The organism is Caballeronia calidae (assembly GCF_900044055.2).
Classification (GTDB): domain Bacteria; phylum Pseudomonadota; class Gammaproteobacteria; order Burkholderiales; family Burkholderiaceae; genus Caballeronia; species Caballeronia calidae.
In genome coordinates, this window is record NZ_FCOX02000109.1 from 1 (window position 1) to 14,181 (window position 14,181).

At 56.4% G+C, this 14,181-nt stretch carries 9 protein-coding genes and 4 pseudogenes; 3 read left to right on the forward strand and 10 right to left on the reverse strand.

All coding sequences use genetic code 11. The annotated features are described in order from the left end of the window. Nucleotides 1–359 precede the first annotated feature (359 nt). From AWB78_RS39125 to AWB78_RS39150, 6 genes and pseudogenes are all read right to left on the reverse strand, one after another. Nucleotides 360–800: pseudogene (locus AWB78_RS39125) on the reverse strand (IS5 family transposase); the annotation flags it as partial. 118 nt (nt 801–918) lie between these two features. Continuing rightward, the gene (ltrA, locus tag AWB78_RS39130; RefSeq protein ID WP_062612194.1) at nt 919–2,241 is read right to left on the reverse strand and encodes a group II intron reverse transcriptase/maturase; all 1,323 of its coding nucleotides are present in this window, start codon (nt 2,239–2,241) and stop codon (nt 919–921) included. A gap of 575 nt (nt 2,242–2,816) precedes the next feature. Continuing rightward, nucleotides 2,817–4,070, reverse strand: a complete 1,254-nt coding sequence (gene ltrA, locus AWB78_RS39135; protein ID WP_096031922.1) for a group II intron reverse transcriptase/maturase — start codon at nt 4,068–4,070, stop codon at nt 2,817–2,819. A 519-nt stretch (nt 4,071–4,589) separates the two neighbouring features. Beyond that, a pseudogene (locus AWB78_RS39140) lies at nt 4,590–5,123 on the reverse strand (IS5 family transposase); the annotation flags it as partial. 31 nt (nt 5,124–5,154) lie between these two features. Then, nucleotides 5,155–6,204, reverse strand: a complete 1,050-nt coding sequence (locus AWB78_RS39145) for a sensor histidine kinase (RefSeq protein WP_062612182.1) — start codon at nt 6,202–6,204, stop codon at nt 5,155–5,157. A 55-nt stretch (nt 6,205–6,259) separates the two neighbouring features. Continuing rightward, a complete protein-coding gene (locus AWB78_RS39150; protein WP_062612184.1) occupies nt 6,260–6,940 on the reverse strand; it encodes a response regulator in 681 nt (226 codons plus the stop codon). A 596-nt stretch (nt 6,941–7,536) separates the two neighbouring features. Here AWB78_RS39150 and AWB78_RS44455 point away from each other — a divergent pair. Then, the gene (locus tag AWB78_RS44455; protein WP_074173665.1) at nt 7,537–7,989 is read left to right on the forward strand and encodes a winged helix-turn-helix domain-containing protein; all 453 of its coding nucleotides are present in this window, start codon (nt 7,537–7,539) and stop codon (nt 7,987–7,989) included. Between the two features lie 214 nt (nt 7,990–8,203). Here AWB78_RS44455 and AWB78_RS49470 read toward each other — a convergent pair whose 3' ends face one another. Beyond that, nucleotides 8,204–8,338, reverse strand: coding sequence for a hypothetical protein (locus AWB78_RS49470; RefSeq protein ID WP_269768972.1), 135 nt, complete (start codon nt 8,336–8,338; stop codon nt 8,204–8,206). Nucleotides 8,339–8,928: 590 nt separating this feature from the next. On the opposite strand from AWB78_RS49470, the gene AWB78_RS44460 reads away from it, so the two are divergent. Then, a complete protein-coding gene (locus AWB78_RS44460) occupies nt 8,929–9,135 on the forward strand; it encodes a transposase (RefSeq protein ID WP_332460144.1) in 207 nt (68 codons plus the stop codon). 363 nt (nt 9,136–9,498) lie between these two features. Here the strand turns inward: AWB78_RS44460 and AWB78_RS50195 are convergent. From AWB78_RS50195 to AWB78_RS39175, 3 genes and pseudogenes are all read right to left on the reverse strand, one after another. Then, nucleotides 9,499–9,952: pseudogene (locus AWB78_RS50195) on the reverse strand (IS5/IS1182 family transposase); the annotation flags it as partial. A gap of 92 nt (nt 9,953–10,044) precedes the next feature. Continuing rightward, nucleotides 10,045–11,934 carry a type III secretion system outer membrane ring subunit SctC gene (sctC, locus tag AWB78_RS39170; RefSeq protein ID WP_157697790.1) on the reverse strand — a complete coding sequence of 630 codons (1,890 nt, stop codon included), beginning with the start codon at nt 11,932–11,934 and terminating at the stop codon, nt 10,045–10,047. Between the two features lie 19 nt (nt 11,935–11,953). After that, entirely contained in the window at nt 11,954–13,285 is a 1,332-nt protein-coding gene (locus AWB78_RS39175; RefSeq protein WP_157697791.1) for a helix-turn-helix transcriptional regulator, read from the reverse strand. Nucleotides 13,286–13,810: 525 nt separating this feature from the next. On the opposite strand from AWB78_RS39175, the pseudogene AWB78_RS39180 reads away from it, so the two are divergent. Beyond that, a pseudogene (locus AWB78_RS39180) lies at nt 13,811–14,181 on the forward strand (IS110 family RNA-guided transposase); the annotation flags it as partial.

The window sequence follows — 14,181 nt, forward strand, 5'->3', positions numbered from 1 at the left end:
CGATCGTCGCGATGCGCCTACGCTCGCCCAGTCATTGCGAACAATTCTCGCTACGGTGTGCGTAAATTAGCGGATACAGCAATTCTGGATGTCGGTAGCTGTCAGAGATCATGGGCATTGAGCGAAAAATCAGAGAGTCAACGGTTCAGCGTTGGCCGCTTTCCGTCAGTCATACTAGGGGCTCAGGCGGCTTCTTTGGACGTTTTCTCGTTAAGGCAATGCTGATCAAGCCGTGTAAACGCGATCGATCGCGAGCGAGCATGCGTAAACTCTCCGAATAACCAATGAAGATGGTCATTCCGCTTCCTTTTATCGCGCCGCAGGCGTTCTGCACGGGCTTTTGGCCCGTGTTTCGCTCATTACGGACGCACCTGTTCCGTAAATCGGCCTCGCGACAGGTAAAGGTTCGCCAGCGCGAGCGAAACGAAGGCGCGATTGGCATTCTTCGCCAGGCCGCGATAGCGCACCTTCGTGAAACCCCACAACCGTTTGACCACGGCGAACACATGTTCGACGCGGGCGCGAATCTTCGACTTGTTGCGGTTCTTGCGACGCGCCACTTCATCGACGCTGTCCTTGCGGCGCGTGCGCTGATTCGTGAAGTCGCGGGCTTTCGGGGCCTTGCCATGGATCAGCGCTTTTTGGCTCGCATACGCGCTGTCGCCATAGACCCGCTGCTCCTGGCCATGCAGAAGCTGCGGCAGTGGGTGTTTGTCGTGCACGTTGGCCGCCGTGACGACGACGCTATGCGTCAGTCCGCTCTGGCTGTCCACGCCGACATGAATCTTCATGCCGAAATGGTGAGTAGGCCTGGGGAGTCCCACCCCGAGCACCGGGTGACCAGAGGCAGTCACCCGCCCCCGGTTCCCACAGAACGTAGCGTGCGGATTTCCCGCACTACGCTCTTCAGCAGTTGATTCACAGCACCGCGATTGCTTGCAACGCCCGGTAGGGAAGATGCAGCTTTGGTCGCATTAATGGAAACCGCTTCTTGATCTCCTGGAACGTCTCCCAGGTAACGCCGCCTGAACGGCTCCGGCTGCTCAGCATTTTGCGCCAGTAACGCTCCACCGCTCTATGTACTTTCTGCAACGCCCGGAAGTTCCCGGCAATGCCATAGTAGGCATAGTGGCCACGTAATACCCGATTGAGCTTTTCAGCTTGCTCCCGAATCGATAGATGCCGAACTTGACGCATCAGGTCTTGCAAGCTAGCCATGCTACGCCGGAGTCGAGACTTTTCCGTGCGCATTCCTATCTTGAAATTGCCTTTCAGGTTGCGCGTGCAGTACAGGGTGAAGCCCGGAAAGTAAATCGTCTCTGGACGCCGCTTCCCATGCTGGCTTGCGTACCGTTGGGCAAAACGACCAAATGCAACGAGCTTGGTTTTGGTCGGTTCGAGCGCCAGACCAAATTTCCCCAATCGTTTGCGCAAGGCATCCTGAACACGAAGGGCATCGGACTGATTCTGGAAACACATCACAAAATCGTCGATATAGCGCACCAGATAAGCCTCGCCCTGCAGGTGACGCTTGACCACGCGTTCAAACCACAGGTCAAGTACGTAGTGCAGGTACACGTTGCTTAAAAGCACACTAATCGAACCGCCTTGCGGGGTCCCCTCCTCGTTTTGATGCACCTTGCCATCTTCCAGAATGCCTGCTTTCAGCCAGCGCCGGATCAGACTGATCAAGCGCGGATCCCCGACTCGGTGCTCGACAAACCGGAGTATCCATGAATGATCCAGACTTCCGAAGAAGTTCTTCAAATCCGCCTCCAGCACCCAGCTAACCTTGCCACCGGCAATCACCTCATTGAGAGTTGCCAATGCCTTGTGAGCACTCCGCTCTGGTCGCCCGCCAAATGAACAAGATAGAAAGTCCTGTTCATAGATGGCCGACAGTACTTCGGCGGTGCTTCGCTGAAGCGCCCGGTCAGCGACAGTCGGCATCCCTAAAGGGCGCATTTCCTGTTTGCCGGGCTTCGGGATATACACGCGCCGGATGTCTGGCGCATGGTACCCCTTGCGGTGCACAGATTGGACCATCGGCCCAATCCAGCTATCAAAGCTCTCCTTCGCCTGCGTCACCGTCTGGCCATCCACTCCCGCCGCCGAGTGATTCGGAATCTTCCACAGATTCGTCCACACCCGATCGGGCGTTATGTAATGCGCCAGCGAGGTAAAACGAAGAGCTGGTTCACACCGAGCTTTTGCTGCTATTCGTTCGAGTCCCGTTTCCATGGCGGGTGATTCTTCTCTTTGCATAAAAGACCTTACCTCCCTTTGTATGGAGTCCATGTTGCCCACGAACGATTCAACTTCTGCTGGCCGCTTCCCCATGTAGCCGGTTCTCCCGGCCTCGAAGTACTATCAGCCAGTCTGACTTCCGTCAGGTCATCAGGCCGTTCTGCCTTCTCGGCTCGTCGGGCCTTACAAGCAAACTTCACTTGAACCTGACGGATCTCCCTTGTTCACATAAAATCCTTCGGTTGCATGCTGACGGTACGAACCCCGGAAGCACCCCAGTACACTGGCCATGACGTGTACCGGAATTCCGCCTTCCTCTTAGAGAGATAGAGTCGGCTACTCCAACCACGATCGATTTCGGGGCTATCTTTCCGTTCACTTATGTTTCGGCCTACAACCTCCCTGTCTACGCTTCGCAGTGGCCGTTGCCGGACACCACGCAAGACTCGGTACACGGCTGCTGGCTAAGCTTTGCCGCGGTTGCCATCTCAGGCAACTGGATTTCATGCGCTTTCAAGGCGCAACTCTCGCAGAACCGTACGTGACACTCTCGCGTCATACGGCTCCCGTTATCCAACCTTTGATCCGGCGACACGCCAATGATGGAACAACGTTGGGCTGGCGGCCTGCATCTTGCGCACCCACTCCACACTGCGTCGATGGCGACCGCGAAGAGTCTTGTACTTTCGCCGCGCCCAACGTGCAAGCGCACGATCGATGTGCTGAAAGAAGCGAAGCATGGCCGTGTGGTAAAACGCACCATAGTAGTTCCACCATCCTTGTATCACTGGGTTGTAGAGCATCGCTAGGTCGGCAAGCGTGACATGGGTCTGTCTATTCAGCCGCCACCTTCGCACAGTCTGCCGCATCCGCTTCAAGGCATCCGTACAAGCTCCCGGAAGGAAGCTGGTAAATAGCCTGTTGTGGTGGCTTTGCGCCTTCCGCGGCCGGAAGGTGAAGCCGAGGAACGTAAAGCTGACCTGCGGGTGGTTCTCGGTACGATTGCTGTCCTTGCAATACACGACCTTCGATTTCTCGGGATGCATCGTCAGCCCACACTCGGCCAACCGTGATTCGATGGACCGCATCAGGTATTCCGCCTGCTTTTGGCTACGGCAGTGAACCACCGCGTCGTCTGCATAGCGGGCAAACGGGCAGTTTGGACTGTTGCGTTGCATCCAGTTGTCGAACGCGTAATGCATGAACAGATTCATCAAGATAGGACTGACCACCCCGCCCTGCGGTGTGCCGCGCTCCCGTGGTAGACGCGTGCCTTCCTCCGTCTCGAACGGTGCGACCAGCCACCGCTCGATGTACAGAAGAATCCAGTTTTCCTTGATGTGGGCGCGCACCGCCTTCATCAGCAGCCCGTGATCGATTTGATCGAAGGCCGCCTTGATATCAAACTCCACCACCCAGTCGTATCGCCAACAGCGTTCGCGAGTAATTGCGACGGCCTGCTTCGCTGATCGTCTTGGCCGATACCCATAAGAGTCCGGATGGAAGATCGCGTCGAGATCCGGCTCGATGATAAGTTTGACCACGGTCTGCGCGACACGGTCCGTGACCGTGGGCACACCCAGCTTTCTCGTGCCTCCCGATGCTTTGGGAATCTCCACCTGCTTGACCGGGGGTGGCAGGTATGATCCCGACGACATCCGGTTCCACAGCTTGTACAGATTCTTCGACAGGTTCTGCTCGAACTCGGCGATGGTTTCATCGTCGATGCCTGCAGCCCCACGGTTGGCCTTGACCTGCTGGTATGCCTCCCATACTGTGCGCTTCGCAATGCTATAAGGTTTTGCCGCAGTCACGTTGTTCATCCCCGTAGGTTGACAACGTTTATCGGCAGGATAACGTCACCCCTTCGCTCCACACCCATTACAGGTGCTTCCACGCTACTACGGGTGACTCCGCCCCTTGGTCCAGCATCGGTATTCTTCCTCATGGTTTCTGCCATTTGTCATTTCCCTTCGCATCTGGAACAAGGTTCTCACGTTCCGTACCAAAGCCTGTATTGAGATCATGCCGCCTATACACCGGCTGCCATCGGGCCCGTAAGCAGGTATCGTCCCGATTTGTCCTGAAGCCAATGGTCTACCTCAGTTTCGACAGCGCCTTTGGGCATAACGATGCGTCATCGGACGGTTTGCTTTCGCTCATCTTCTCAATACGTACCTGCCACCCTCAGCGGGTGACTTTTCCACAGTCGCTCACCACCACGCCTTTTGAACGCAGCGGCACCGGGCGGTTTGGAGTCTGCTCCTGCAAGCCGACTCCGGAAGGCCTTCTTCCATCTTCAGTACAGCATCCCAAGCTTGTGCTCAGGTTCGTGACACACACCACTGCTGTCCTTTACGTGTCTGATGCATTTCAGGGTCCCGCGCTTTCTCCCTGTTCTTCGTCGAAGAGGGTGCGCCGATCAGTGTGGCGTCTACGATCGTGCCACTCTTGAGCTTTGCTCCGCGTGCCTGCAACACCCGACCCACCTCGGCGAAGATTCGCTCGCCCAGCTTGTGCTCTTCAAGCAGGTGCCTGAATTTGAGCAGCGTCGTGGCGTCAGGAACGGTTTCGCTGCCCAGGTCGATGCCCACAAAACGGCGCAGGCTGAGGCTGTCGTACAGCGCCTCTTCGCACGCAAGGTCTGCAAGGTTGAACCAGTGCTGTACAAAATGAATCCGCAGCATGCGCTCCAGCGCGATCGGCGGGCGACCGTTACCGCGTTTCGGGTAATACGGCTCGACCACCACGCACAGTGCGGCCCACGGCACGAGCCTGTTCATCTCATCGAGAAACGCCTCGCGTCGCGTAGGTTTGCGCTGTGCTCCGAATCCCGCGCATTGATCGACTGCCATCGCAAGTGTCAGTTGCTTCATCGTTTTTTACTTTTACCGTCGCATGTCCACGCTATAACGCATGACACCCATGAGTGGTGGACTTGATCAGCATTGCCTTAAAATTTGTGACTAGTGGTGAAGCAGCCGAGGGTGAAGCAGCCGAGGCTTGAGCGGACTCGACCCCGCCCCCCTCGGACGCACGCCAGGGCGCCACGCGTCGCGTTTTACGCATCCGCAACGACACCACGGAACCCTGATTGCTGACGGTTTTCACCTGCACGCGAATCCCCAAAGCCGCGCAAAAATCGTTCACAATGTCCAGCCCCAGGCCTGCGGCGCGCCGTGCCCCGACGGGCTGCTCGCTCCCCGTCAGCCGTTTGACGTGCTGCTCTGACATACCGGGGCCGGTGTCGAAAATCTGCACAAGGATATCGTCGGGCCCGCGCGTGCGCACGCTGAGCAATACCCCGCCGTCATGCACACATGCCAACGCGTTTGAGACCAGGTTTTGCACGATCCGGTACAGGATGGCCGCGTCGCTCACGATATATTGATCACTACAGCGCAGGCGAAAATCCACCCGTCGCTGCAACGCCAGCACTTCCATCTCGCCAAACACCCGCTCCAGCACCTCCGCCACGTTCGTCACCCGCCAACGCGAATCGAGCGCGCCGGCATTCGACTGCGTACAACGCAAGACGTGTTCGACCATGGTGGCCATTAATTCCATCGTCTGATCCAGGCGTTGCAACGCGCGCAGCGCACCCTCATCCTGCGCACTGGCTCGCGCATCCCATAAGATCAGCTTGGCCGCCGCGATCGGCTGGCGTAAATCGTGCGCGAGCGCCGCGCACGATTGCGCCCAAAGAAGCGGCGCTTTACCCGAGATGGCGTCGGCCGCACCCCGCATGTCTGGCGCGCGCGCTCGCCGGGTGCGTCTTGCGCTCAACCAGCCAAACCACGCGCGCGCGGCGCCGCCCACGCCCCATGAGAGACCCAAGACGTCGCGCCGCGCGGCGCCCACCATGACGCTGCCCCCCGCCGCCATCCGCGCCACGAGGCCCATGACCACCACCGTCTTTCGCTTGAGCCGCAAAGCGGCTCTGAGAGAACGCACCATGACGAAATCGCCAGAAAATCCACCGCCCCGCAGCGCCGATGACGCTTAAGGTCGCTTAAGGCTCACGCGCGACGCCCCCCGCAGGGGGCCCCTGCATCGCGGTCACCACAATGAGCTGCGCTCGCGAACGGACCTTATAACGGGTCAGCAAGGCACTGACGTACGCTTTGACGGTCCCTTCCGCCACCCCCAACTTCGCCGCAATTTCCTTATTCCCTAACCCCTGGCGCAGAAGATCTAGTACCGCCTCCTCGCGTTGGCTCGATGCAGCACGGCGCGAGCCACAACGTTGCGTCTCATCCAGCCGGCCCTCAGCGGGCGCCATTTTTTGTTGAAAGTAAATTGGGTCGATGAATATGCCACCATTCAGTATCAACGCAGTGCCGTGAATGAGGATCTCGGCGGAAGTGTCTTTACGAAAAAACCCCGAGGCTCCCGCCGCATAGGTCGCCGCAATGGTCTCCATGTCGGCCATCCCTGAAACAATCGCGAACGGCAATTGCGGCAGCGCCGCCTTCATGGTGCGAAATCCTTCGATTCCCTCGCTGTCGGGTAAATTCAAGTCATAAAAAGCAAGATCGATTGAAACGCCTATACTGGTCAACACCCCATGGGCTTGCTGGCGCGTGCCAGCCTCCCACACTCTCACCGGATAAAACTCTTCCGCGCGAGACAGCACCGCGCTCAGACCGGCGCGCAATAGAGGATGATCGTCTACAATAAGAAAGTTCGGCATAACCCTTCATTGAAATCTTCCTAAAGAAGACCGCGGCTATGAGCTGCTCCACGCGCGTTCCATCAAGCAGCATAACCTTCTGCATGCCTACCTTCGATACCCATCGCCCCCGTCAAACGCACCTTCACCGTTCTTCATAACTCAGCATCCCAACTCACCCTCGCTCATCAAGGCAACACGTCAGAAATCGGCTATCACATGCTGCAGCGGCAGCCATCCCATCATGCCAGCCGATCACGATCCCGCCGCACGCGCGGCGCAAACCACCTCTGCTCGTCATTCGGGCGCCGCCGGAGGGCATAGCGCACAGCGTAGGCCGCGCGCTATCGCAGCAAAAGGGCAAAACACAACAGCACGGTGCATGTCCACAGGAATGCCTACAAGGGCCGATCGTCGACGACGCAGTGTCCGAAGCCCTATGCGTTTGCCGGGACTACCAACCCCACGCACGATACTAGACTTTAGTATGCGATTTGAATGTTGCAGCCGACGCTGGATGCACTAACATCAGCTGCTGAACGTCTCTTGATGTGCTGCCGCAGTTTCGGCCTCCCCCTCCCCGAATCGTTTAATCCATCAGAGGCAATGGAGGAAACATGCAAAGTCCCATACCAAACCATGAACGGGAACTCAGTAAATGGCAAAAACTACAAGGAAGCCTAATTATAAACGGAAAAATTGTCTTTTTCAAAGACACCGATACTCTAGCTTCTCTGCAACATCGGCGCTCTATCCGTCTGAGTCCTCTTTCTGCGCGCACGCTGATAATATTCGCCTTCTGTCCGTTCGATGTGATCAAACGCGAAAAGCTAATGCGCGCTCTTTGGTATGACCACGGATTTATAGTCACGGAAAACAGTTTAAATCAAGCAGTGTGCAAGTTGAGAGAGAGCTTTCGCGCGATCTATTGCGATCAAGACTTCATCAAAACCATTCCCCGCATCGGTTATAGCTTTGTTGGATCGGTGCACGTCGATACGCGTTCGATTGACGAGATCTTTCCGGGCGGCGCCCCGCCTGCGCCCAAGCACCACGCGTCCGCGACCTGATATCATTGATAGTGTCGCTAATTGCATGAATGAGCCCCCACGGTATTCCACAATATTCCTGCAGGATCGTGGGTGAGTGCCCTCGCGAGGGGATCTGGTCGTTGCCTAGTCTTCCTCTAAATGAGCGTGAGCACGGAAGTCGGTGGCCTATTTTGCAGCGTTGATGAGGGACGGACGGCGAAGTAAAACGGGGACCAGCGGTCCTCGTGCTGTTTTAGAACGGCTCGTCGAGCGTATGGTGCGGCGGCTGGGTTGGCCTACGGCACCAGGGCTCGCTATAGCGCCGGATCTGGGTGGCGTAGACGTGGCTGAACCGGAGATAGAAGTCCTCCAGGAAAAACTGCATCATGTAGGCCCCTCGTCGGAGAGGTCGGGCAACGACGAGCGCCGTCGCGTGTGCGATCTACGCGGTGATGTCTTTCGGGACATGTCATTGGGCTCCATCGGGCTCAGGACGTCGAGGTTGGCGGGCAGGTTCATACGGCGAGTCTGCCAAAACCCGACCCGCCGCGGACGCAAGCCAGTTTACGTCTGCGGGGGGGATTACACGAGCGTGATCGCGTGATCGTGCGCAAGGGTCTGCCAGGGCAGTCCCGTTATGAGCGCTTGCAACTGCTCAGGATTGAGCGCCGTGGCGATCGACTGATCCCCATTGGTCCAGATTAGAGCGTGTTAGGAACTTTGCACTACTGGCACTGCGTGAACCAGCATGAGCATGGCGAAGACGACAAAATTAGGTGGACACGATCGTCGCTTCCTCGACCTATCGGTTCAAGGTGAGATTGCCGGGGGCTTACACCTCATGTGATTCGCAACCTGTTCAAGGAAAAACATGTCCGTTACGCTGCCGGACAAACTACGCACTATTTGATGCACTGGTCAGTATGTCGTGAGAATTGCAGGGCAAGCTGGTGTCCACTTCATTTTCAGGTGGACACCATGCCAGAGGACAGCACGCTGAAGGAACGCCTGGTAACAGGCTCTGAGCGAGATGGGCGCCGCCGGCGCTTTGATCCACAGGTCAAGCGTGAGCTCGTGCATGCCTGCTTGCGACCGGGCGTATCGGTGGCTCGGATCGCGCTCGAACACGGACTGAACGCGAAGCTGCTGCGTGGATGGATCAGCCTAGCATCTAAGACCCTCTGATCCGCGAAAAGGGTCAGCGGCGATCAGCACCGTGCACCGCCAAGCTGGCCAAACACGAAGCGCACGATGCGCTCCGCATGCACACCGCTCATCGATGCGAACGCCGGCGAGCGATAAGGTCACGCGATCACCCGTTGACAATGATGACGTATCGGCCGACGCAGTTGATGGTGTCGCCGCCCGTTCACCTTCGAGGCGAGCGACGACAAACGCGACGTCGGCCGTCACAGCCAGCGGACTCGTTCCAGGCGTCTCGCCCGTAAACTTCTTGCGCCACAACCCGAAAGCTTTTTAGCATTTATATTCGCCTGTCGAGACGAATCCTGAGCGCTCCCTTTACGTCTAAGGGCCACAATGTCACTACCTGACGAGCTCGGCGACCCGGGCTCGCTCCCGTTCGTCAGCCGGAGTCACGAATAGCGCAAGCAACTGACCGAGGGTACCGCCGTGTGTACCTTGCTGCCGCGCTTACGTTTATAGCCGTCATAGACCGCGGACGCCGCTCTCGCAAGTTAACTGCAGGGAGCGCCCACCGGAGATGACCCCACTGGGCAGGCCTCGCCGCCCTTGCGCGACACACTATGAAAACGCAGGTCACCGACATCGCCTCCAAGCAGCCGGCCTGCACTCATCGCTGTGTCTGCTGGTACACCAGCTCCCACCGAGGCAAATTTGTCGACAACATCCGCCGCGCGGTCCCGTCATCGCGAGCAAGCGTAGCACTGAACATTTTCCGCAACACGTACTTCCCCTGTCCTGCGTTGCTCTCCATCAGTGTCAAATAAGGAACCACGAAGCTCCAGTCTCGGCCGGACATATCAGTCAGATACGGTTCGCGTTGTTGTCGTGCTTGTTGTTACTTATTTATATGTTAAATTAAAACTCGTAAATTGTCCTTACATGCTCCAACTAAAATCTATCATCACTCACAATGCGTGGTGACACCAAAAAAATCCGCTCCATTTTACTTCGTTGCACACTTTCATAACGGAATAGCCCGCCCAACAAGGGAACTTTGGAGAGTAGAGGCACACCATTTTGCCCATTAGAATCACTGTTGACGCGGTATCCGGCAATCAATAAGCTTTGGCCCTGGCGCACGAAGGCCTGCGTCGTGATTTGTGAGTTGGATACAATTGGCAAATTTCCAACCGTCTGGCTCGTTACTTGGCCGTCGTCAATATGTACGTCTAGCTTAAGATCGGTGTGTCCGTCTTCCGTCACGATCATGGGTAACACACGGAGCGAGACGCCTGCAGAAATGCTATACAGCTCAGCGGACGCATAGCCAGAGACTGGAACATAGAACTGACTTGTGTTGTCCATTACCGCTTCGACGTTATCCAGAGTTGAGACTTTAGGACTCGCGTCGATACGAGCTAGATTTGCCTGCTCGAGCGCGTTGATTTTCGATAGAAAGTACCGCCCTTCGTTACCGAGCATTGCGACTAACGCAGCTCCCGGCGCTGCGGCCGCCACTCCTAAAGATGTAGATTCGAAGCCGCCTGAATTCGACGCGCTCGACGTCGAATTGCCGATCGCCGAGCTCCAGTCAATTCCCAGTTGCTTTAGAGCCGTCTCGTCGACTTCGATGATATGCACTTCAATTTCTATGAGTTTTGGTCGACCGTCCAACTCTTTAATCACGCGCTCATACTCGGCCAGTTTCCAGGGCAGATCACGAATCAAGATCGAGTTTGTCATCGCATCTGGCTGGATGACAGGTAAAGCAGTCTCTGATTTTGAGGTGCCCCCCCCGTTAATGGACGAGTCCTTTGTACCGACCTCCATTCTGTCCGCTCCCGAAGATAGACCAAGTCCACCATTGGATGCGACCCCGCCATATTCTGAGTTGGACGTCATTCCACGCGCGCCCGATCTACTGGTTCCGGTTATACTAGACGAGTTCATTCCTTGTGGAAGCGGAGGCAAGTTTGGGAAGCTTAGAGCGTTTGCCGCTCCACCGCTCATTCCCGTCATCGGGTGCATTGCCATCGGAAATCCCGCTTCCCCGGATGCGGCTGGCGCCCCATTCTCAGCTGGGCCTGATCTAAACATGGTGCGCAGGGTGCTGGCCAATCCGGGAACGGTAACACTCCTCCCGTTTTGATTCACCTGGCGATCCGCGGCCCACGCATGGGTCAGTTTGAATATCTTAATAACGGGATCTGCGTTGGTACGTGGATCACTCACACGCTGAATAACGGCAGTTACCAAATCAACATAATGACTCGGCCCGAGGACCATGGCCATGTGGTTAGCATCGTCAATACGGACCGGAAAGCGCGAATCCGAAATCCCCATTCTGTCCAGTGTGGCGCGCAAATGATTACCGTCTGTATCCAGATGCAAGATACTGCTTTTCACATCGCTAGATAACGTAACACTAAGAGTCATACCGTCGTAATACCAGAGCAAGTTGAAGGTGCCCGCCAATTGCTCAAGGAATCGCTGGGGCGGAACGTTGAAGCGCCCGGTTACGACCCCGCTAATATTAGGGGCGACCACTATCGGAATACTCTCCCCGCCAGCAAAATCCTTCAAGACGTCCTTCAAATCTTTGCCCTCAACGGCATACTCGAAGCTCTTTGATTTCCAGGGAATCTCCGAAGCATATAGATTTGTTGAGCAGAGAGACGAAACAGCGCATACAACCACTATCAGACTGCGTAGCTTAATTCCTGCGTTGAGACAGGCCTGCAACGTGCCGCTACTCTCTGGACGAGCCGTCGATCCAGCTGTCTGAATGTCGGCTTGCCGAAGATTTCCAACAGACAACCCTAGTTTTAAATTTTCCATATGCGGTACCCACATATTACTAAATGAACTCTCTTTCTTTGCGGTTATCTTCCCGAGTGCGGCGAATCAATTCCCCCGGCGTAAGACCAAGATGAGCTTTGAATGCGACCTGCAGGGCTCTCTCGGTCACTCCCGCCTCCGCAGCAACTTCACCCACGGAAAGCCTGGCACGATCCAGATTTTCAAGCATGTAGCGATACGCACGGCGATATTTGGGCGGCAAGCGTAAGCTGAGATCGTCGAGCGGCGCGGCACCGGTATGATTAACTCGTCCCAAAAATGCGAACACCGCTCGATTGTCACTGCGAAGAATGTCGATCGCCAATGCCGAATACGCGGTATAGTAATGTAAGGCGTCTTTGGATTTGTCTTGCAACTGACGTATCCTCGCGAAGCAAAATAAGAGCTCGAGTAGATTGCGCTCACCACTACCCTGGATGGTCGCCCGAGGGTGCAAGAGCACCTCAAGTGGAACCACAAATTGTTCGGCGATTGCATCCATGTTGGCCGCCAGAGCCGCCATTGCACACTCAATTCGAACCAATCGCGGATAGTAGGATAGTCCCGAGCGAATCGACCATTCCAAATGCTGCCGCATGCACGCCAGACTACTCCGCTCGCCGTTCGCAAGATCATCTAAAGCGCACAAATAATCCGCACGCCACGCAAGCAGGTCAGCAGAGCTGCCGTTCAACACGCGGACCTTTAAGAGGGCTGATTTAAAGCGATCAACTCTATATGTTTCTGTGTTCCCGTGAACTCTGTTTTGCATCCCCAGCAGAGTTCGCAAACGGTACTGCACGCGAATATCTTGGGCGATCGTGGCGATAACGTCGTGCCATACCCGCTTTTCATGACAGTCTATATCGACCAATGCACTAAGCGACGCTTCGCATAACTTGATCGCTTCCTCTGGCTGACCCACGGAGCTAAGGGCAAGTGCCGCGCCTACACGGGCTTCTAGCCGCGCAACTGAGTCCGCCTCGCCATCTTCGATTACCCGCGAAAATGACATTAATGCGAGCCCAAAGCGATGTCGAAACAGTGCACGCCACGCCGCATTCCGACACAATCTTACGCGGGCGCCGGTTCGTGTACTACGAACGCCGCGCTGCACGAATTGATAAGCCGCCTCCGCATCCTCTTCTTTTCCAGACGCGAGTAACAAGTCCGCATAGAGCTGCCAATTATTTGTTTCGGGGTTTCGAGAAGCGATATTAGTGTGCATACGCCGCCCCATCCGTGCTATTGCGTTTTCGATGTTGCCGGAGATAATTCCTTTCAACTCTTCGGGTGCAACGCGAGGGCTCGCCAACCCAGCGATAATTGGAAAATAGAGTGCTGCGAGCATTTGCTCTTCCCCTAAACTTATTTTAAACGGTCCCGTCCGTGGTCGATTCGCGTTGGCAACCACGAGCATAGCCCAGATTTAACACGCAAAATCTAGGATCGCCGTCGCCCGGAATTTTCAAGAAGAAATGATCACGACGAAAAGTTCTATTTGGTTGGCGCACCATCGAGCTCCGGCGGTAGACCAATGGGATACTGCGCAATCCTGGTGGATTGAGAGCAAGTCCACATGGCGCGTCAGTTGATAAGACGGCAATCGTTGTCGCCAGCAACTCATCCCCGCCGCATAGCCGAATGCCTGGCGCAACCGCACAAGGTTCGTCGGATCACACGGCAAGCAGAACTGAAACTATCATTCGCCCGTGAAATATTGGAAATACACGTTCTCGGGCCAGTAACCCACAGACCGAACCATACGTCTGCCGAAAAAGACCGAACTGCTGCTAGATCCTATGCAGCGTGAGAGTCGTCGAGGCCCCAAGCCGTAAGATTGGCGTGGCCAAGCCTTGCTCAATGGAGGGGCATCATGGACGCACATCACGTTACCGAACCCCATGCTGAAGACGTCATACTGGCGGTATCGCTCGAACTCGCGGCCAGGAAGTGGAAGGTCGCGCTCCACGATGGCCGGCGCGAGCGGCCCGCGGTCCATACGGTCGAGCAGCCGCAGGCCGCCGCCCGCCTGCAGGCCGTGCTCGGCCTGATCGAGGCCCACAAGGAGAAGTGGTTACTGCCCACCGGCGTGCGCGTCGTCGTGAGCTACGAGGCCGGCCAGGACGCGTTCTGGATCTGTCGCGCGCTGCAGGCGCACGGCATCGAGTGCTACGTCATCGATGCGGCCAGCATCCCGGTAGAACGTCACAAGCGGCGCGCGAAGACGGACCGGCTCGATGTAAC